The sequence below is a fragment of the Euzebyales bacterium genome, from assembly GCA_035461305.1.
In the GTDB taxonomy this organism is placed as follows: domain Bacteria; phylum Actinomycetota; class Nitriliruptoria; order Euzebyales; family JAHELV01; genus JAHELV01.
In genome coordinates, this window is record DATHVN010000073.1 from 1 (window position 1) to 20,536 (window position 20,536).

The 20,536-nt window shown below is 69.4% G+C and carries 17 protein-coding genes and 1 pseudogene; 13 read left to right on the top strand and 5 right to left on the bottom strand.

Annotation, left to right across the window (positions count from 1 at the left end):
* A partial coding sequence (locus VK923_06670; GenBank protein ID HSJ44345.1) for a vitamin B12-dependent ribonucleotide reductase occupies positions 1-2,658 on the top strand: 2,658 nt, incomplete at its 5' end.
* Positions 2,659-2,716: 58 nt separating this feature from the next.
* Here VK923_06670 and VK923_06675 read toward each other — a convergent pair.
* Positions 2,717-3,607: a rhodanese-like domain-containing protein gene (locus tag VK923_06675; GenBank protein HSJ44346.1), complete on the bottom strand. Its 891-nt coding sequence runs from the start codon at positions 3,605-3,607 to the stop codon at positions 2,717-2,719.
* A gap of 236 nt (positions 3,608-3,843) precedes the next feature.
* Here VK923_06675 and VK923_06680 point away from each other — a divergent pair, with 236 nt between their 5' ends.
* From VK923_06680 to corA, 5 genes are all read left to right on the top strand, one after another.
* Positions 3,844-4,653 (top strand): hypothetical protein, encoded by an 810-nt coding sequence (locus VK923_06680; protein ID HSJ44347.1) that lies wholly within the window; start codon positions 3,844-3,846, stop codon positions 4,651-4,653.
* A gap of 249 nt (positions 4,654-4,902) precedes the next feature.
* Positions 4,903-5,544: a hypothetical protein gene (locus VK923_06685; protein ID HSJ44348.1), complete on the top strand. Its 642-nt coding sequence runs from the start codon at positions 4,903-4,905 to the stop codon at positions 5,542-5,544.
* Between the two features lie 5 nt (positions 5,545-5,549).
* Positions 5,550-6,290 (top strand): serine protease, encoded by a 741-nt coding sequence (locus VK923_06690; protein ID HSJ44349.1) that lies wholly within the window; start codon positions 5,550-5,552, stop codon positions 6,288-6,290.
* A gap of 93 nt (positions 6,291-6,383) precedes the next feature.
* Positions 6,384-7,049 (top strand): lysophospholipid acyltransferase family protein, encoded by a 666-nt coding sequence (locus tag VK923_06695; GenBank protein HSJ44350.1) that lies wholly within the window; start codon positions 6,384-6,386, stop codon positions 7,047-7,049.
* Between the two features lie 76 nt (positions 7,050-7,125).
* Positions 7,126-8,097 carry a magnesium/cobalt transporter CorA gene (gene corA, locus VK923_06700; GenBank protein HSJ44351.1) on the top strand — a complete coding sequence of 324 codons (972 nt, stop codon included), beginning with the start codon at positions 7,126-7,128 and terminating at the stop codon, positions 8,095-8,097.
* A 339-nt stretch (positions 8,098-8,436) separates the two neighbouring features.
* Here the strand turns inward: corA and VK923_06705 are convergent, their stop codons facing one another.
* Complete coding sequence (locus VK923_06705; GenBank protein HSJ44352.1) at positions 8,437-8,643, bottom strand: hypothetical protein; 207 nt, start codon at positions 8,641-8,643, stop codon at positions 8,437-8,439.
* Positions 8,644-9,006: 363 nt separating this feature from the next.
* Here VK923_06705 and VK923_06710 point away from each other — a divergent pair, with 363 nt between their 5' ends.
* The 3 genes from VK923_06710 to VK923_06720 all read left to right on the top strand — a co-directional run bounded on the left by VK923_06710 (position 9,007) and on the right by VK923_06720 (position 11,190).
* A complete protein-coding gene (locus VK923_06710) occupies positions 9,007-9,453 on the top strand; it encodes a CoA-binding protein (GenBank protein ID HSJ44353.1) in 447 nt (148 codons plus the stop codon).
* A 478-nt stretch (positions 9,454-9,931) separates the two neighbouring features.
* Positions 9,932-10,810, top strand: a complete 879-nt coding sequence (locus VK923_06715) for a HipA family kinase (protein HSJ44354.1) — start codon at positions 9,932-9,934, stop codon at positions 10,808-10,810.
* On the top strand, positions 10,807-11,190 hold the full coding sequence (locus VK923_06720; protein ID HSJ44355.1) for a DUF3037 domain-containing protein: 384 nt from the start codon (positions 10,807-10,809) through the stop codon (positions 11,188-11,190). The genes VK923_06715 and VK923_06720 overlap by 4 nt, the downstream gene beginning before the upstream one ends.
* 529 nt (positions 11,191-11,719) lie before the next feature.
* On the opposite strand, the gene VK923_06725 is transcribed toward VK923_06720, so the two are convergent.
* The gene (locus tag VK923_06725; protein ID HSJ44356.1) at positions 11,720-12,676 is read right to left on the bottom strand and encodes an oxidoreductase; all 957 of its coding nucleotides are present in this window, start codon (positions 12,674-12,676) and stop codon (positions 11,720-11,722) included.
* 197 nt (positions 12,677-12,873) lie between these two features.
* Entirely contained in the window at positions 12,874-13,518 is a 645-nt protein-coding gene (locus tag VK923_06730) for a dihydrofolate reductase family protein (protein ID HSJ44357.1), read from the bottom strand.
* Between the two features lie 214 nt (positions 13,519-13,732).
* Between VK923_06730 and VK923_06735 the strand changes: the two genes are divergently transcribed.
* Complete coding sequence (locus VK923_06735; GenBank protein HSJ44358.1) at positions 13,733-16,201, top strand: glycosyl hydrolase family 65 protein; 2,469 nt, start codon at positions 13,733-13,735, stop codon at positions 16,199-16,201.
* Between the two features lie 1,024 nt (positions 16,202-17,225).
* On the opposite strand, the gene VK923_06740 is transcribed toward VK923_06735, so the two are convergent.
* Complete coding sequence (locus VK923_06740; protein ID HSJ44359.1) at positions 17,226-17,594, bottom strand: hypothetical protein; 369 nt, start codon at positions 17,592-17,594, stop codon at positions 17,226-17,228.
* Positions 17,595-17,873: 279 nt separating this feature from the next.
* On the opposite strand from VK923_06740, the gene VK923_06745 reads away from it, so the two are divergent.
* From VK923_06745 to VK923_06755, 3 genes and pseudogenes are all read left to right on the top strand, one after another.
* Positions 17,874-19,445 carry an FAD-dependent oxidoreductase gene (locus tag VK923_06745; GenBank protein HSJ44360.1) on the top strand — a complete coding sequence of 524 codons (1,572 nt, stop codon included), beginning with the start codon at positions 17,874-17,876 and terminating at the stop codon, positions 19,443-19,445.
* A 31-nt stretch (positions 19,446-19,476) separates the two neighbouring features.
* Positions 19,477-19,736, top strand: a pseudogene (locus VK923_06750) (IS30 family transposase).
* A 187-nt stretch (positions 19,737-19,923) separates the two neighbouring features.
* Positions 19,924-20,277, top strand: a complete 354-nt coding sequence (locus tag VK923_06755; GenBank protein HSJ44361.1) for a transposase — start codon at positions 19,924-19,926, stop codon at positions 20,275-20,277.
* Positions 20,278-20,536 lie beyond the last annotated feature (259 nt).

The following is a 20,536-nucleotide window of genomic DNA, read 5'->3' on the forward strand; positions in this document are numbered from 1 at the left end:
GAGCTGCGGGACGCGGTGCTCAAGAACTGGCGCGACGGGTCGATCTCGTTCGAGCAGCGAGGGGTCGAGTTCCCCGCGTCCTGGTCGATGATGGCGACCCAGATCGTCAGCCAGAAGTACTTCCGCGGCACGCTCGGCACCCCCGAGCGCGAGCACTCGGTCCGCCAGATGATCGACCGGGTCGCCGACACGATCACCGGCTGGGGACTCGACGGCGGGTACTTCGCCGATGAGGACACCGCGGAGGTCTTCAACGCGGAGCTCAAGCACCTGCTGGTGCACCAGAAGGCTGCCTTCAACTCCCCGGTGTGGTTCAACGTCGGCGTCGAGCCCGAGCCCCAGTGCTCGGCCTGCTTCATCCTGTCGGTCGAGGACGAGATGTCGTCGATCCTCAACTGGTACGTCGAGGAGGGCACCATCTTCAAGGGGGGGTCCGGCTCGGGGGTCAACCTATCGCGCATCCGGTCGTCAAAGGAGCAGCTGCGCGGTGGCGGGCAAGCCAGTGGCCCAGTCAGCTTCATGCGTGGCGCTGATGCGTCGGCGGGCACCATCAAGAGCGGCGGCAAGACCCGCCGTGCGGCCAAGATGGTCATCCTCGACGTCGATCACCCCGACATCGAGGAGTTCGTGTGGTGCAAGCAGCGTGAGGAGCTCAAGGCGCGGGCACTGCGCGAGGCCGGCTTCGACATGGATCTCGACGGGCTCGACTCGGCGTCCATCCAGTACCAGAACGCCAACAACTCGGTCAGGGTCACCGACGCGTTCATGCGGGCCGTCGAACGCGGCACCGACTGGGATCTGTCCGCGGTCACGACCGGCGAGACCATCAAGTCGCTGCCGGCGGCGGACCTGATGCGCCAGATCGCCCAGGCGGCGTGGGAGTGCGCAGATCCAGGAATTCAATACGACACAACAATCAATGATTGGCACACAACGCCAAACGCTGGACGCATCAATGGATCTAATCCATGTTCAGAGTACATGCATCTCGATAATTCAGCGTGCAACCTGGCGTCGCTGAATCTGCGGACGTTCGAGTCCGGTGGCGTCTTCGACGTCGAGTCGTTCCGCCGCGCTGTCGAGATCGTCTTCACCGCGCAGGAGATCCTCGTCTCCAACTCGAGCTACCCCACAGAGGCGATCGGGGTCAACGCCCGCGCTTATCGGCAGCTCGGCCTGGGGTACGCCAACCTGGGTGGCCTGCTGATGAGCCAGGGCATCCCCTACGACTCCGACGAGGGACGTGCGTGGGCGGCGGCGATCACGGCGCTGATGACCGGCCAGGCGTACCGCACGTCGGTCGAGCTGGCGAAGGTGCAGGGCCCGTTCGACGGCTACGAGGCCGACTGGGACGGCATGCTGCGGGTGCTCACCAAGCACCGCGATGCATTGTCGGTCATCGACCGCGAGCTTGCGCCCGCCTACGTCCTCGATGCCGCGCGCACCGCGTGGAGCGAGACGGTTGATCACGCGCGGGACCAGGGTGTGCGCAACGCCCAGGCCACGGTGCTGGCTCCTACGGGCACCATCGGCCTCATGATGGACTGCGACACCACCGGCATCGAGCCCGATCTCGGGCTGGTCAAGATGAAGAAGCTGGTCGGTGGCGGATCGATGAGGATCGTCAACCAGACTGTCCCCGTCGCCCTGACCCACCTGGGCTACCAGTCCGAGCAGGTCGAGGCGATCGTCGCCTACATCGACGATCACGCGACGGTCGAGGGCGCGCCGGCGTTCAAGCCGGAGCACCTGCCGGTCTTCGACTGCGCGATGGGGGAGCGGTCGATCGCGCCGATGGGCCACGTCCGCATGATGGCCGCCGTCCAGCCCTGGATCAGCGGCGCGATCTCCAAGACCGTCAACATGCCCGAGTCGGCGACCGTTGAGGACGTCGAGCACATCTACATGGAGGGCTGGCGTCTCGGCCTGAAGGCGCTGGCGATCTACCGCGACAACTGCAAGGTCGCCCAGCCGCTGTCGGTGAGTCGCAGGAACAAGGCAGACAAGTCGGCGACGGCCACGGACGAGGAGGCTGCGCAGGCCGGCATCGTCCGGCGGCGGCTGCCACGGCAGCGTCCGGCACAGACCTTCTCATTCACGGTCGGCGACGCCGAGGGCTACATGACGGCGGGGGAATACCCGGGCGACGGTCTCGGGGAGATCTTCGTCAACCTCGGCAAGCAGGGCTCGACGCTGTCTGGTGTCATGGACGCGTTCGCCATCAGCGTGAGCATCGGGCTGCAGTACGGCGTACCGCTCGAGGCGTTCGTCTCGAAGTTCATCAACATGCGCTTCGAGCCTGCCGGCATGACGGACGACTCGGAGGTCAAGTTCGCCTCATCGATCGTCGACTACATGTTCAGGCGCCTGGCGATCGAGTACCTGCCCCCCGACACCCGTCACCAGCTCAACATCTACACGATGCAGGAGCGCATCGCCCAGCTCGACGGGGGCAGCGCGCCCGCCCCGATGGCGGCCGATGACGCCATGCCGAAGGTCGACGCCGAGGGCCAGACGGTCCTGCCGGTCACGCCCGAGCACCCGGTCGACGACAACTACTCGAACGCGCCGATGTGCTACCAGTGCGGTGTGTCGATGGTCCGGGCCGGCTCGTGCCACTGCTGCCCGCAGTGTGGCACGACGAGTGGCTGCAGCTGACACGACCCGGGCCACGGCGTGGGGCGCATGGGCGCCCCCGCGCTCCATCCCGGAGCCCTCACTGCGCCGCCCGAGAACGTTGTCCCGGTCGACCGGGTCTCGTCGGCGACCAGTCGGGGCGGCAGCGCTCGCGGGATAGTCCTCGGTGGTCATCCGCCACTGCAGCGCAGTGCCCGACTCCCCGGGCGCATCGCGGTCCCGGGTGACGGTCTCGACATGGCGATACCCGAGCCGCCGGGGACGCGTCCACTGATCCGGTTCGCACGGTCGTGGCGGATCTCGGCGTGGGTGACGCACCCACCTCGTCCATGTCGTCAACGTAGCGGAGGCGGGGATGGACGCACCGGCATCGATGGTCAGTGGGCGGAGTCGGCCAGGTCGCGTGGTGGGCGTCGCGGACCGCGTCCGGCCGAGCTCGGCGCAAATGCGTCGGCGCCGCCGGTGGCCACGGGCCGCGCGGGATCTGCGCTCCACGGTGACCAGGATCCCGGGTAGAGCCGTGCGGCGGGCAGCCCGGCTGCTCGATGGCCAGCAGGTTGTGGCAGGCTGTGACGCCCGAGCCGCAGTAGACGATGGCCGACGTGGTGTCGGCGCCGACCGCCGCGTAGCGGACGCGCAGCGCGGGCGCGTCGAGGAACCGCCCGTCGGCGTCGAGGTTGCCGGCGAACGTCACGTTCAGCGCGCCGGGGATGTGTCCGGCGCGCGGATCAACCGGCTCGGTCGTGCCGTCGTAACGCTGCGGCGCGCGTGCGTCGATGACTACGCCGCCGCACGCGACCGTGTCCGCGACCCGGTCGGCGTCGACCAGTCGGGCAGGTGGCCAGTCGTCGAAGTGGAACGAGCCGGGCACGATCTCGGGCGCGACGACCGACAACGGCTCGTCGGTGGCGGCGTGTCCACCGTCGAGCAGTGCAGCGTGTTCGCCACCAGTGCGGAGCAGCCAGACCAACCGCGCCGCGGTGGCGCCACCGGCGTCGTCGACGCCACCACCGTCGCACCGTTCGCGATACCGGCCCGCCGCATCCCTCGGCGAAGACGTCGGGTCGTGGGAGCGGGTGCCGGCCCTCCGCCGGTGTGGCGGCCCTGCGCGCCACGTGTCGAGGTCGACGAACACGGCTCCGGGCGGGTGCCGCTCCGCGGCTGGTCACGCGGCGTGCCCCGACAGGTACCATTGCCCAGATCGTGATGCGTTCTCCAGTCAGCGGCCGCACGACCAGGGATCTGCTGGTCATACTCGGCGCGATCACAGTGGTCGCGGTCTCCGGCGTCATCGCGATGGCGTTCGTCGTCGGCGGCTCCGAGGTCGATCCCGCTGTCCTGGTGGTGCTGGGTGGCGTGGTCGTCGCCGTCGGCCTGCCCGGTGCCGCCCGCCGCCGGACCACGAGGCACCGCCGGCGGCTGCGTCGCGTGGTCGGTGACCCGGTGGCGTTGACCGGCGTGTGGCGGCGGTCGCTGGCGGAGGCGTGGACCGCACGCGACCAGTACGCCGCCGCTGCGGCGTCCGACGGGTCGTCGCCCCTGCGGGAGCGGTTGGCCGACCACCTCCCCGTCATCGACGCGGCCCTCGCGCGGTGCGGTGTGCTCGCGCGTGACGGCGACCTGCTGGGGCGTCAGCTGCAGGGCTTTCACGCCAGGCGCCTGCGCCGCGATCTGCGATCCGCGCGATGGCGCGATCCCCATGGGCTGCGGACGCAGCATCTCGAGGCGCGCCTTGCCGAGGTCGACCGCCTCGATGCGCGGATCCAGCAGGTTCGGGCACGGCTCGAGGTGCAGGTGCACGACCTGAGGACCGCGGCGTGGCGTGCGACCGAGTTGCGCATGCGACCGGCGGTCGACGCCGACGACCGTCTCTCCGACCTGCTCGTCGACCTCACCCATCTGCGCGAGGCGCTCGACGAGGTGGACGCTCCGCCTCACGCGATGCCGGATGTTGACAGTGGTCACGGCGTGGCCGGAGCCCCGGTGTCCGCCGGCGATCTCCGGTACGATGTGTGAGCGCGGCGTGGCGCACGCGACCGGTGGTGGACGCCGCGGGCCGCCAGTCGTGACGGGTCCGGTGGCGCGGTGGGAAGTTCGCGGAGTCGGTTCCACGACGGACGTGGTGGACCGGCGTCGCCCGACGCCCAGAACACGAACCACTGAGAGGCGGTCCCTGCAGCCGTGCCTGCCCGTTCGTCATCGCGGATCTTCCTCGCCCGGGCGCGCCCTGCGCGGGATCGTCTGGACGAGGCGACGACCGCCGAGGTGAGGGCTCCACGGTCGACCCGCCGCGCTCCCGCCGACGACCGGTTCGGCGACGTCGTGATCGACCTCACGGACCCGACGCCGACCACCCGGACGGTTCGCCCTCCGGCACGTGGCCGCGGATGGGGGGTGTGGGTGCCGGTCGTTGTACTACTGGGGGTCGGCGTCGCCGTGGGGGCGCTGGCTGTGGCCAACTACTCGGCCGCGCTGCAGTGGCGTGAGCGTGCGAATGTCGCCGAGCAGCGCGCGGCGCAGGCCGAGGCGCAGGCCGCCGCCAGCCGGCGTGACGCCCAGGAGGCCCGCCGGGCGCAGCGTGTGGCCCGTCAGCGGCGCAGTGCGCTGGCCGATCAGCTCGCCGTCTCCGAGGCGGACGTCGCGGCGCTCGAGGCCCGCCTCGTGGCATTGGCCAGCGATCGTGCGCGCGAACAGGATCTCGGCGGCGCCGTCGGCGGCACGGACCCCGAGGCGCTGCTGCGGTCGCTCGGGGCGCAGGTGGACAGCTGCGTCGCGCAGGTCGCGGCGGCGCGCTCCGGTCTGATCACCGACACCGACGTCGACGGCTGGCAGAGGGCGCTGACCGTTGCCGAGGCCACGTGTGCGCAGGCGGCCTCGGACATCGACGCGTTGGCTGGCGGCGACTGATGTCCATGAGTGGCGCACGCCGCGGGATCCTCGTCGCGGCGGCGCTGGTCGCGCTGACGACCGGGTGCGCGCCGGTGCCGTCGCAGCCGCCCGTGGCTGCGGCCCCCGCCGAGACCGTGGAGGTGCTGCCGGCCTCCGCCGAGGCACCGGCCGCGCCTTCGCTGCACGGCAACGCGATCGAGCGCGTCGCGCGCCAGTTGACGGTGCGAGTGCGGATCCGCGGCTGCGGTCGTCTGGGGACGGCGTCTGCGGTGGCGGTCGGCCCGCGGCTGCTGGTGACCAACCGCCACGTCGTGGCCGGTGCCGACGAGCTCGAGCTCAACTACTGGGACGGCACGAGCGCCCGGGCGGAGCTCGACGCGCTGGCGGTCGCCGACGACCTCGCCTTGGTGAAGGTGTCGTTGCGCCTGCCCGCCGTAGCGCGTCTGGCGGCAGCCGACCCCGACGCCGGGGCGGCGGTCGTGGTGGTGGGCTACCCGGACGGCGGCGAGCAGGCGGTGGAGCGTGGTGAGGTCGTGGAGTACGCACGCCTGCGCAAGCCGGCGGACGCCAGCCCCGTCATACGCATCACGGCCGACATCGTGCCGGGCAACTCGGGTGGTGCCGTCGTCGATCACCGTGGTGAGCTCGTCGGCATCGTGTTCGGCGTCGAGACCGAGACAGGCTACGGGCTCGCGATCCCGGCGTCGGCCGTGCGCGCGCTCCTCACTGAGGGTGGCACGGCCCGGGTTCAGGGATGCGAGTGACGTCCGTCGCTCTTGTCTGCCGTGGGCGGGGATGGCATCGTGAACCTGATCAGGGCCGACGATGGCAGATCAGGACAGATGGTCACGATAGGGATGGACGACGAGCGTCGCCGGCGCAAATGGCTCGGCTCGTCGCTGTTCATCGGCCGGCTCCGCGGCGCCGGCAAGTTCGGGCGCATGATCATGCGCTGGCTGGTGTGGTTCCCGCTCCGCCTGCTGTTCTGCAGCCCGTTGACCGTCCTGCACCGCGCGGCGCTGCCCCGTGAGCCGGTGGTGTTCGTCGCCAACCACGCGAGTCACGCCGACACGGTGCTCCTGCTCGACGTACTGGCGCGCGACCGCCCGCTGGCCGTCGCCGCTGCGGACGACTACTGGTTCAGGGACCGCATCAAGGGCCTCGCACTCGCAGGCTCGCTCGGAGCCTTCCCGTTCCCCCGCGAGGGTGCACGCGGGTTGCGCCGGACCGAGGAGCTGCTCGCTGCCGGCTGGTCGGTGCTGATCTACCCCCAGGGCACACGCGGCGGCGGCAAGTTCCGTTCCGGCATCGGCCGGCTGGCGGCGGCGGGCGCAGTGCTGGTCCCCGTGGGGGTCGTCGGCACGCGGCACGTGCTGCCCAAGGGCGCCAAGTGGCCGCAGCGTCACCGCGTCTCGGTCCACATCGGCGAGGCCCTGCGGATCCGCGACGCGCACGAGGCCGTCCGGCGGGCCGAGCAGGCCGTCGCGGAGCTGTCACACGACCCAGAGCTGGGCGCGGCCTGAGCGCGGACGTCAGACCCAAAAGGTCGGCGTCGGCCGACGCCAGCGAACCGTCGGCACCGCGGCCGGAGCGTGCGGCATGATCGTCGACTGCGGCCTGTACTGCGACGGCAAGCGCAGCGACGAGGCGCTGTCTCTCGCCGAGGCCTACGACAGGGCGGGCGGAACGGACAGCTTCGTCTGGGTCGGCCTGCACGATCCCACGCCGGAGGAGTTCGATGACGTCGCCCGCCAGTTCCACCTGCACGAGCTGGCGGTCGAGGACGCGATCGAGGCTCACCAGCGGGCGAAGCTCGAGATCTACGGTGACAGCCTGTTCGTGGTGCTCAAGCCGGCGCGCTACGACGACGCCGCCGAGGAGGTCGCCCTCGGTGACATCATGCTGTTCGTCGGCGAGCGGTTTGTGGTCACCGTCCGCCACGGTGAGCTCGGCGAGCTCGGGTCGGTCCGGCAGCGCCTCGAGCACGACCCCGCGCTGCTCGCGCTGGGACCGATCGCCGTGCTCTACGCGGTGCTGGACCGCGTCGTCGACGACTACATGCCGATCACGACCGATCTCGACCGCGATGTCGAACAGGTCGAGGAGGACGTGTTCAGTGCCGACGGCGGCAACCCGACCGAGCGCATCTACCGGCTCAAGCGCCAGGTCCTCGAGTTCCACCGCGCGACCTCGGGCCTGATCGAGCCGCTCGACGTGCTGGTCCGCAACCGCGTGCCCGTCGACACCGAGCCGCTGGCCGAGTACCTGCGAGATGTCCAGGACCACGCCCGCAGGGTCGATCAGCAGGTCGACGCCCACCGGGACCTGCTGACCAGTGTCCTGCAGGCCAACCTCGCGCAGGTTGGCATCCGCCAGAACGAAGACGCGCGCCGCATCTCGGCGTGGGTCGCGATCGCGGCGGTGCCCACCCTGATCGCCGGCATCTACGGCATGAACTTCGATCACATGCCCGAGCTCGACTGGCCATGGGGGTATCCGGCGGCGCTGGTGGTGATGGTCGGGATCTGCGTGGGCCTGTACAAGGGGTTCCGACGCAACGGTTGGCTGTAGCAGCCGCTCTGCCGTCGGCCGGCGTGGTGTCCCTCGCGACACGCAGCGCAAGCGTCGCGGCGAGATCGCTGGCGGCCGGATGCAATCGGCTCGAGCGCCTCGGCCTCCGGGGCCGGCGCCGACGGTGGCGGCGCGTCCGCGATCGAATCGACGTCGTCGTGATCGCTGCGTCGACGATCACCTTGGGGGCCGCCGACGTGCCGCGGAACCGGATGAAGAACCCCGCACCTCGACCAGTAGCAGGGATTGCCGGACTATCAGTCAGAACTGCTCAAGGCGTGTCTCACTCACTGTGCGGAGCATCCTGCGACCGCTCACAGGATGGTCACCGACCACCTGTCAGGCGTGTGACCGCTGGCGGGTGTCTTTCCAGCCGGAGTGCACCGCGCACGTCGACGACGGGTTGTAGCGGGACAGCATCGTCGCGCAGTCGTCGGCGACGCAGATGCGCTCCTGGCCGAAGTTCTCCAGGCGCTCGCCTCCGACGACGCGCTGGTGACGGGACTGGCGCAGGTGTGGTTGGGCGTGGTCGGCTGTCGTGCTCATGACGCGGACACCGTCGGGTCGATCGCACGCTCACGCACCATCGACGGGGCTGCATCGCAGACGGGACACCGCAGCTGATCGGCGGCGGATGTGCTCTTGGCGCCGTAGAACCAGCGGTTGCAGCGTTCGCAAAAGGCCCATTGCTCGGACATGTCACGCTCCTTCGAGTTCCGCTCGAGGAGGCAACCGGGTCCGGGGCTGCCGGAGAGATGCGTCCGCCTCGTGGTCGTGGACGCCTCTTCGAACGATACCGCACGGCGGGTGCCGGTCAAACGTCTGTTGTCCCCGCACGCGCAGCGGCCCCGCGTCGCCTGAGAACTGACGCGCGTCGGCCGTCGTCATGCGGGGCACCCTGTCAACGACATGACAGACGCCGCAGCCCAGCCACCCGTCCCTCCGACCGACACCGACGCAGCCGTCGACTACATCCTCGACCACTACCGGTGCTTCGCCATCGTCGGCGCGTCGCCACGGTCGTGGCGTCCGAGCCATGGCGTGCTGAGCACCCTCGCTGCGCACGGCTTCGACGTGGTCCCCGTCAACCCGATGTGTGCCGAGGTCGACGGACGCCACAGCCACCCGGATCTGGCGGCGGCTGCAGCCGCGCATCCCATCGAGGTCGTGGACATCTTCCGCCGCTCCGAGCTGGCCGGGGCCCATGTGGACGAGGCGATCGCCCTCGGCGCGCGCGCAGTCTGGATGCAGCTCGGCGTGATCGACGAGGCTGCCGCTCAGCGGGCCCGCGACGCCGGCCTCGTCGTCGTGATGGACCGGTGCCCGGCGATCGAGCTGCGTCGCCGGGCCGCGTAGCCGGCTCGTCTCAACGCGCCTGACGTGATGCATGTCGCTGCTCCCCGCGGTGGCCGACGAGGCGCATCAACCGCCCGGTGTATGCTGCATCCCCCTTGGTCACACAGGTGACGTCTGGAGTGCAGCGTGCACGGCCCACCGCGTCCTATCGGCCGGGTTTGTGCACGTTTCACGCGGGCAGCATCCGGCGATTCCTGCCGCGGAGAGCATGGAGGGAGGTTCGGCGATGTTGCGTACCGTCATCATTGTGCTGGTGGTTGTGATTCTCGTGATCGTGCTACTCAGGCTGGTCTAGGACACCTTGACCGGCCGTGACGCAGCCGGCGCCACGAGCCTCCAGCAGAATCGAAGGAGCCTTCGACCCGCGGTCGGAGGCTCCTCGCATGTCCGACGTGTGCCGGTCAGCGCGAGCCGTCGGCGCCGTGACATCGACCCTTGTGCGCACGGGCGGCATGGGTCGCGTTCGGCGTCCCCGTAGGTGGTTCCAGACACGGACGACATCGGGCTGCTCGTCGCCGGGAGCACCGGTCACGTCGTCGCCGTCATGTGCCGGGGTGGCTGCCGCGGCGGGAGGCTCCACGCGCGTAGGCTGCTGGCCGTGCTCGAGTCGACCGTCGCGCTGCGGTACGTGACCCCGTTGCGTGAGGGCGGATCTCTGCCGGGCCTGGTCGAGGCTGAGGACTTCGGCACGTACGTCGTCAAGTTCCGCGGCGCGGGGCAGGGACCGAAGGTGCTCGTGGCCGAGGTGATCGTCGGTGAGCTCGCACGACGGCTGGGGATCGCGGTGCCGGAGCTGAAGACGATCGAGGTCGACGAGGCGATCGGACGGCGTGAGCCCGATCCGGAGGTGCGCGATCTGTTGGTGGGGAGCGCCGGGCCGAACCTGGCGATCGACTTCCTCCCGGGCGCCGTGGGCTACGACGGGATCTCGTTCGCGCCGGATCGGGCACTGGCAGCACGGATCCTGTGGCTCGACGCCTTCGTCGCGAACGTCGATCGCAGCTGGCGCAACACCAATCTGCTCGTGTGGCATGGGAGGATGTGGGCGATCGACCACGGCGCCGCGCTGTACTTCCACCACGCGTGGACCACCCCGGACCGCTTCGCCGCGCAGCCGTATGACAGCCACGATCACGTACTGGCGGCGTACGCTGCGGGTGTTGCGCAGGCCGACGCCGAGCTTGCACCTCGGATCAATGAGCGCCTGCTCGAGGAGGTCGTCGCACTCGTGCCCGATGTCTGGCTGGCCTCTGACACGGTCCACGGGTCGGTCGCGGCGACCCGCAGTGCGTACCTCGACTTCCTGCGGGCCCGAGCGGCGCACCGTGGAGCGTGGCTGCCGGAGCCGGCCCGATGAGCCGGATGCCCTTCGAATACGCGGTGCTGCGGGCAGTCCCGCGGGTCGACCGCGGTGAGCGCATCAACGTCGGTGTCATCATGTACTGTCAGCAGGCGGACTACCTCGACACGCGCTGGCGGCTCGACGGTGATCGGCTACGGTTTCTCGATCCCGACGTCGACACGGCGGCGGTCGAGGCGACGCTCGCGGCGATCGACGCGACGTGTGCGGGGCAAGCCGCGGCAGGGCCGGCGGGTCAGCTGCCGCGGAGCCGCCGCTTCCGGTGGCTGACCGCTCCGCGATCGACGGTCGTGCAGCCAGGCCCCGTGCACGCCGGTCTGACGTCCGATCCGGCAGCTGAGCTGGCCCGTCTGTTCGACCAGCTCGTCGGACCCTGACCGGTCGGTGTCCCTCCACGAGGGCCGAGGTGGTCCCGGGTAGGCGTCGTGGTCCTCGGCGGCCGCAGAGCGGTCACACGGAGCCGGACATCGGCCCGGTGGGACCCGTGCCAGGGCCACCCAGAAGAGCTGTTCCGTCATGACGAGCGCGGTCGGAGGCGTCGTGCCCGGCGGCCGTCGTGGCCTGAGCGTGACGCCGCGGGCTGGCTCGTAGGCGTCCAGGCGCATGGGCCCGACGAGCCCGTGTGGGTTGCGATCCGCTGTGGCGACGTGCAGATTCGGGCTGCACAGCGCGGCGAAGATCGGCGGAACACCTCCACGCGTAGGGGCGACCGCGGTCGGCAGGTTCGGGTCATCCGCCTCCTCATCCAGCGCGATCCAGTCGCGTGGTACTCGTCGGGGACACGGTGACCGGGGCCGCGTGCACACGTCCGCCGGCAACGACGCACGACGCAGCACATTGCCGGGGAGATGCCGAGGTCGAGCAGCAGCGCCCTGGAGGCAGGGTCGATGACGTACCGTTCGTTGCTCACGCCTGGTCGGCTGCGGTGCCGGTCAGGGCGGCATCGACGTCGAGCGCGACGCCGGTCTCACGTTCGGAGACTGCGAACAGGGTGTCGATGGCGCGCTGCAGGCCGATGCGGCGCAGGATCGGGCGGCGGACCGGGGGACCGCTGTTCACGAAGCGTGGGGCGTACATCTGCCCGCCCTTCGCCCGGGGGTCGGTCGCGGCCCGCAGCTGGGGGAGTGCGCCACGGTCGGCGGGCATCCCGGTGCGGGCGGCCAGCCACTGGAAGAACCGCCCCGAGCGCCCCGCTCCCCCCTCGTCGACGGTGCGCACCTGCAGGTCCGTGTGCGACAGGCCTGGATGCGCCACGACGCTGATGGCGCGCAGCCCGCGTGTCTCGAGCTCCCGCTGGAGCCCGAGCGCGAAGTGGTAGTTGGCCAGCTTCGACTGACCGTAGGCCTTCCACGGTGCGTAGTTGCCCCGCAGATTCGGGTTGTTCGGATCGACGGCGCGACCGGTGTGGTGTGCCGTGCTCGTCACGGACACGACGCGAGCTGCCCGGGCGCGCAACAGGGCGGGGAGCAGAAGCGCGGTCAGGGCCCAGTGGCCGAGGTGGTTGATCCCGAACTGCATCTCGAACCCGTCCTCGGTGGACCGCTCGGGCATCGCCATGACCCCGGCGTTGTTCACCAGGAGGTCGATCCGTTCGTGTGTCGCGAGGATGCGCTCCGCGGCGGTCCTCACCGAGGCCAGCGATCCGAGATCGAGTGGGATGATCTCCAGCGATGCCGCGGGATGGGCTGCGAGGATCTCGTGCCGCGCGGCCCCTGCCTTGGCCTGGTTGCGAGCTGCCATGGCGACGTGTGCGCCCTTGCCGGCGAGGGCCCTGGTGGTGGCAAGTCCGAGGCCACCGTTCGCGCCGGTGACGACCGCGACCCTGCCGTCCTGTGGGGGGATGTCTGCGACGGACCATGCCATGTCGTGCGCCTCACGAGCCGTTGTCGGGGATCTGCCGCGACGGCCGGCGCACCTCCTGTGGCCCACCGCTCACGGTCTTCCCAATGACCGTAGGCGGAGCTCCCCGAGACGTCACCGGCAGATCGCGCCAGATCACTCGCAGGACGCGCCACATCGCCGCGCATGCATCCCGGCATGGTTCGCGTCCCCGTTGGGTGCTACGAACCGCGCTGACGGCTGAAGCGCAGCCACACCACCCCGCAGTCGAGGATCTCTGAGGACTTGGTGACGAAGGCCAGACGGGTCGCGGTCGTGCCGTACCAGCGCCGCGATGACGCCGAACCCACGATCACGGGATGGATGACGAGGCTCACCTCGTCCACCAGGTCGGCGTCGAGGAGCGCACCGGCGAGACCGCCGCCACTATCGACCCGCATGACCGAGATGCCGTACTCGACGTGCAGACGCTCAAGGGCTGACGCGAGATCGACGCGGTGTGCGCCCGCAACCAGCGTGGCGGGGCGATCGACGGCTCTCGGTGGCGTGTCCTCCGCCTGCACGGCGATCACGTCCGACCAGTACCCGGCGACGCGCAGGGCGCTCCATTCGCTGACCCGAGCCCGGCTGTCGACCACCGCGAGCAGGGGTCCGTCAGGCGCTGGTCCGGGTCCAGGGGTGTCGGCGAGCGCGGACTCCTGCGCCAGGATCGTGTCCGCGCCGACGAGGGTGGCGTCCTCGGACCACGTGGCGGCCAGCTGGTAGTAGGTGCCGACATCGATGTCGAACCCGTCAATCGCGCCGTCGAGCGACACGGCCATGTGCACGATCACGTGTGGACGCGCACCGGTGTGTGTGTCCATCATCAAGGGATCGTATGACACCGGACGATCGCCATCGGGGAGCGGTGCGGACGGACGTCGTCTGTAGGCTGGGGTATGCCGGACAGGGACGCCTTGCGGCGAACGCCGTGACCGAGTGGCCCATGGTCGGGTGTGATGCTGCCCGTCGGCGCCTGCTCGAAGCACTCAGCGGGCGACGTGGGCGGATGCCGGTGGTGGTGCGGCTGAGGGCTGATTGATGACGACGTGGACACTCGATTACGACCGCTACGACCCGCACCAGGAGGGGCTCCGCGAGGCGCTGTGCACGACCGGCAACGGGTACTTCGCCACACGCGGCGCCGCGCCGTTCGCGGGTGCGGATGGCGTGCACTACCCGGGAACGTACATCGCTGGGCTGTACGACCGCCTTGAGACGACGATCCGGGGTCACGTCGTCGCCAACGAAGAACTCGTGAACCTGCCCAACTGGCTTCCGCTGACCTTCCGGCTGGTGTCCGACGACGATCCGGAGGCAACGGACACCGACGGCGACGATGTGGCTGACACGGCGTGGAACGACGGCTGGTTCGACCTCGCGGACGTCGACATCCTCGAGTACGGGCAGACCCTCGACATGCGCAGTGGGTTGGTCGCTCGACGCCTGCGCTTCGTGGACCGCCAGGATCGCCGCCTGTCCCTGGTGTACCGGCAGTTCGTGTCGATGGCTGTGCGTCACGTCGGCGCGCTGGAGATGACTCTGGTGGCCGAGAACTGGTCGGGGCGGGTGCAGATGCGTTCCGCGCTGGACGGGCAGGTCACGAACAGCGGCGTCGCCCGGTACCGCGCGCTGCGGGGTGACCATCTCGTGCCGATCGACGCGGGGCCGATCAAGGACGCGACGATGATGCGGGTGCACGTGCGGACGCGACAGTCGCACATTCGGGTGGCGCAGGCGGCCCGCACCACCGTGTTCCTGGACGACAACCAGATCGACGTTGCGCCCACCGTGCGTATCGCCCCTGGCCTGGTGGCCTTCGACTACTCAGTGGACCTCGAGGAGGGACAGCAGCTACGAGCCGAGAAGGTCATCACCCTCTTCAGCTCCCGTGACCAGGCGATCTCCGAGAGCGGCGAGCAGTCCGTTCGCCGCCTCGAAGTCGCAGGTGGGTTCGACGCCCTCCTCGCCGATCACATGCTGGCCTGGAACCGCATCTGGAACGCCCACCATCTCCACATCTCCAACGACGAGCACTCACAGATGGTGCTGAACCTCCATGTCTTCCACCAGGTGCAGACGGTGTCGATGCACTCGATCGACCTTGACGTCGGGGTTCCGGCGCGCGGCCTGCACGGTGAGGCCTACCGCGGTCACATCTTCTGGGACGAGTTGTTCATCTTTCCCTACCTCAACGTGCGCCTACCCGAGCTCGTCCGTTCCCTGCTCCTCTACCGCTACCGGCGCCTGCCGGAGGCACGACGACTGGCCCGTGAGGCTGGGCACGAGGGAGCGAGCTATCCGTGGCAGAGCGGAAGCGACGGGCGCGAGACGAGCCAGACGCTGCACCTGAACCCACGATCGGGACGCTGGAGTCCGGACAACTCCCACCTTCAGCGTCACATCAACCTCGCGGTCGCCTACAACATCTGGCAGTACGTCCAGATCACCGAGGACACCGAGTTCCTGGCCTTCTATGGCGGCGAGATGCTCCTCGAGATCTCGCGCTTCCTGGCCAGCATCGCTTCGTACAACCACGCGCTCGACCGCTACGAGATCCGCGGCGTGATGGGTCCTGACGAGTATCACGAGGGCTATCCGTGGAGGGACGAGCCGGGGCTGGACAACAACACGTACACGAACATCATGACGGTCTGGACTCTGATGCGTGCCATGGAGGCGTTGGAGTTGCTGCCCGACCGTCGTCGCCATGAGCTCGTCACCCGGATACGCCTGCAACCGGACGAACTGTTGCACTGGGAGGACATCAGCCGCAAGATGCGGATCTGCTTCCACGGCGACAGGATCCTGAGCCAGTTCGAGGGCTATGAGCGCCTCAAGGAGCTCGACTGGCAAAGCATCCGCGCCAGTCATGGTGACATCGCGCGGCTGGATCGGATCCTGGAAGCAGAGGGCGACAGCCCCAACAGGTACAAGGCCAGCAAGCAGGCCGACGTGCTCATGCTGTTCTACCTGTTCCCCCAGGACGAGCTCCGCGGCCTGCTGCACCGGCTCGGTCACGCGTGGGATGCCGACATGGCCTCCCGCACCATTGACTACTACTTCCGCCGCACCTCTCACGGTTCGACGCTCAGCGCGGTCGTGCACTCCTGGGTGCTCGCGCGCCTCGACCGCAAGCGCTCGTTCGACCTGTTCCGTCAGGCACTCGAGAGTGATGTCGGCGACGTCCAGGGCGGCACGACGCAGGAGGGCATCCACCTCGGCGCGATGGCCGGCACAGTGGACCTCGTGCAGCGCGGGTACACCGGTCTGCTACCACGCGGTGACGTGCTGTGGTTCGATCCGATGCTTCCCGCCGAAATCGACCGTCTGCAGTTCACGATCCGTTACCGTCGGGCCTGGGACGTTCTTTTCGACATCGATCGGGAGCGCATCAGGGTCACCACGCCGGCTGGCTCGACGATCAAGGTCGGCTACGACGGCCGCGTGACCGAAGTGGCCCCGGGAACCACCACAGACATCGAGCTGTCGGCCGCGAGCGACGGCTGAGCCGACGGGATCTTTGGGGTGGACAGCGGCGTCACAGCCCGCCGGGTGGGGATCGGATCAGACCGATGGTGGCGATCCGGGCGGTCGCACCGCTTGACACCTCAGTCCGGAGTCCGCGCTGGGCCGTGCCTCCACGACGGTGAACGTCTGGTCCTGTGTGCCTCACCGGCAACGCCTAACGACCCGACCTACCTACTGGTGCGTGGACGATCTGCTTCACGGCGCTCACCGCGCAGGGCCGCAGTGAGGCTCGCGGACCGTTGATCAGGCGCTCCTACGGCCCCGCCGCAGTCGAGCACGTGAGCGTGCATGCGCCTCGCGCAGTGAGGCTCGCGGACGAGCTCCGTCGTCGCGGCACCCGGGTTGACGACACGTAGCCCTGCGCGGAGTACACCGGGTGCGGAAGGAGACGGTCGGCCTCGGACAAGTCGACATCATCGAGGTCCGGCCCCTCAGATGTGCCTCCGAGGAGCTCGGCGGCCAACATGCAGGTCGGTCGCCAGCGGACGACCCACCGACCTCCCGTCGTTGGTGTAGTGCAAGAGCAGCGTCTTCCTAGCCTCGACCCAATCGCGGCTGGACGGTGCGGGCGGCGGCGACCTTGCCGATTGCCTGACCCCTGCGGGCGGCGATGCGGTCACGATCGGCCCGCAGCGTCCAGTCGTACGGCAGGACCTGGACGGCCTCGACCGCAGCTCACCGCACCAGGCGGGAACCCTGCTTGGTGACGTGCCCACGAACCACGGTGGCTTGCGACTCGTGACGCTTCGGCGTCGACCCCGTCCACGAGCACAACGTGGCGGGCCGCGCGAAGCGGGTGACGTCACCGATCTCGACGACAGACACCGCCGCGAAACGTCGGGCACACCCCGGGGATGGCTTGGAGGGCGTGGTAGCCGCGGTGGTGCCGCAGGTAGCACGTGCCCAGCGGCCTGTCGGCAAGCAGTGTCATCCCCTTTGCCGAACAGGTCCCGACATCCCACTGTCACGCCCTCCTTGGCCAGCATTGCATGGACCCGGGCTTTCAACCCGGAGCGCAGCGCGACCAGCTACGCGCGGTACCGCACGAGCTCGCGCAGCTGCCGTAGAGACGGCGGTGCGAACCACGCCTCGGCCAGCCGGCCCACGGCAGCAGGTCCGCCAGATCGGTCGCGTCGCGCACGTCGTTCTTCACGCGCCGGTACGCGAACGCCTTGACCCCCAGCGCGTGGGCGAGATGCACGCTGGCGCCGCACGCCCTGCAGCACGTCGACCGCCCGGTACCACCCATAGGTTCGACGACGACCTCGGGGTCAGGGCCGGCGGCGGCGATCGCGCAGGCCAGCGTCCGTGATCCACGTTCCGACGCGACGTGCAAGGGCGCCTCGAACAGCCGGTCGGTGGGGATGATCATGAGGTGATTCGGCAGGCGACCCTCCAAGACGTGCGTGCACAACGGTTCGATGAGCAACTGCTGGAGCTTCTGGCATTTGTCTTGGGTCCGGCGCGCGGCTGATGTCCATCGTCTCTATGCACGTCGTGATCCGCGGGGCATCGAAATCCGTCACCAGGTGTCGTCGGCGGCGGGTACCACGAACGACGCTGTCGGTGGTGGCCCATCCTCCCTTGCGTACCTGGTGGCTCAGCCAGATCACCGAATCCATGTCGATGACCGCAGGAGCCGGACGCTGAGATGCTCGAAGGTTGCCAGGTGCTCGTCGTCGGCGGTGGTCTCGGCGGGATCGCCGCCGCCCTGGCTGCCGCGCGCCTCGGCAGGCGTGTGGTGCTGACCGAGCCGACACGGTGGCTTGGCGGTCAGCTCACGGTGCAGGCGGTTCCGCCCGACGAGCACCCGTGGATCGAGCACACGGGCGCGAACGACAGCTACCTGCGACTCCGGAAGCTGATCCGTGAGCGGTACCGACGCACCCGTGATCTGACGTCGACTGCCGCCGGCGACGAACTGCTCAACCCCGGAGCCTGCTGGGTCAGCCGCATCGGGTGTGAACCGGGCGAGGCGGTCGCGGCCATCGACGCGCTGCTCGCGCCGCATCGGGCGCATGGTCGCATTCATGTTGTGGACCGGCACACCCCTGTGAGCGCCGAGGTAGACGGTGACCGGGTCACCGCCATCACCCTGCGCGACACCATGCGGGGCGGTGAGGTGACGGTCGCCGCCCGGTTTGTCCTGGATGCGACCGAGGAGGGTGATCTCCTGTCGCTGACGGGATGTGAATACGTCATCGGCGGTGAGGGCAGCGACGTCACCGGTGAGCCCCACAACATCCCCGGGGGCCCCGACCCGTTGTGTCAGCAGGCGATCACCTGGTGCGTCGCGCTCGAGCATCGGCCGGGCGAGGACCACACCATCGACCGCCCGGCCGCCTACACGTTCTGGCGGCGCTACCAGGCACCGTTCTGGCCTGGTCCTCAGCTCGGCTGGGTGACGCAGGACCCCGAGACGGGTCAGCCACTGCGGCGGCCGCTGTTCGGTGGGGGAAGGGATCTGTGGAGGTTCCGGCGCATCCGGTACGCGGGCCACTACCGCGACCCGTCGATGACCGACATCACGCTCGTCAACTGGCCGCAGATCGATTACTGGCTGGCTCCGGTGGTCGATGTCCCCGACGATGATCGGTCCCAGCATCTGGGGCGGGCACGTGAGCTGACGCGGTCGTTCGTGTACTGGCTCCAGACCGACGCGCTGCGCCCGGACGGAGGGACCGGCTGGCCCGGACTGCGGCCTGCAGTGGACGTCCTTGGCACCGACGACGGGTTCGCCCAGCGCCACTACACGCGCGAGAGCCGCCGGATGCGCGGCCAGACGACGGTGCTCGAGCCCCATGTCGGTGTGGAGGCCCGTCCCGGTCGGCGAGGGGCGCAGGCCATCAGCGACAGCGTCGGGGTGGGTTCTTATCGGATCGACCTCCATCCCACGACCTGTGGCCGCGGCTACGTCGACGTTGCCAGTTGGCCGTTCCAGATCCCACTCGGGGCGCTCGTCCCGATCCGCCTGCGCAATCTCCTGCCTGCTGCCAAGAACCTCGCGACCACCCACGTCACGAACGGCTGCTTCCGCCTGCACGCCGTCGAGTGGTCGGTCGGCGAGGCCGCCGGAGCACTCGCGGCGTTCTGCCTCGATGAGGCGACGGAACCACAGGCCGTGCACGCTGATCCGGCGGCGATCGCACGGTTCCAGGCAGTCCTGGACAGGCTCGGCGTGCAGCGCCACTGGCCATCGGACATCGGGGAGCAGGCGCGGTAGCGATCCACCAGGATTGGCGCACGCTGCTGACACCGGGGTGCAGGTGTACTTCTGTGACCCGAGGGAGCCCGTGGCAGCGCCGGTCGAACGAGAACACCTACGGGCTGCCGCGCCAGTACTTCCCTCGCAAGGTCGTCGGACTTCCACGCCGTCACCCAGGCCGAGTTCTCGACGAACTCGCCGCCGAGCTCAACGGCAGACCTCGCGGAAGATCTCGGGTACATGACATCATCAGAGAAGTCCAACGAGGCTGCTGCAATCACCCATGAATCCGCAGCGGATGTGCGCTGACCAACAGCAGCCCGGGAGAGCCGACCCCGCACGGCGACTCGACGCTGTCGCCCGAGCCGATGCGCACAGCGAGTACCGATAATCGTTAGTAGAGCAGATGCTGGTGGCGTCTCGTCCTCGGTGTAAATGCGGCACGGGCGTAGGTTCCTGACAGACCTCCAAGTCGAGTCAGGAAGGAACTACGCCCATGCCAGCACGAGTATCACCCACCGAACGGATCCGCGGCGAGATCGACGCCCTGTTCGCCGAAGACCGCGACCTGTCCGAGGTGCTCGAGGACGTCGCACGCCTCGGCGCCCGGTTGATCCTGCAGACCGCGGTAGAGGCCGAGGTCACCGAGTTCCTCGGCCGCGACCGCTACGCCCGCGGCGACCGCGCCCGCCCCGGGCACCGCAACGGCTACAGCAACGTGACCGTCAAGACCACCGCCGCAGGAGGTCAAGACGCAGGAGGGGGTGTTCCTACCGTCAGTGGCGTCCTCGCCGTCGCGACCGAAGGAGCCGACATGACCGCTGACGCCTCCCGCGGACTGCGCGCCTGACCGGGATCGCCCATCTGGCGATCATCGTGACAGGGGTGTTCGCCCAGTTCTTCGTCCGATCCGGTCTCGTCATCCCGGGTGACGCTGCATCGACCGCCGGCAACATCGCAGCCTCGGAGGGCTGTTCCGGGCCGGGATCGCCGCGGACCTGTTGATGCGGCTTCGACGTCGCGGTCGCGGTCGGGCTGTACGTCCTGCTGCAGTCCGTGCACAGGCCGTTGGGGATGGTTGCGGCGGCGTTCCGCCTGATCCAGGCCGC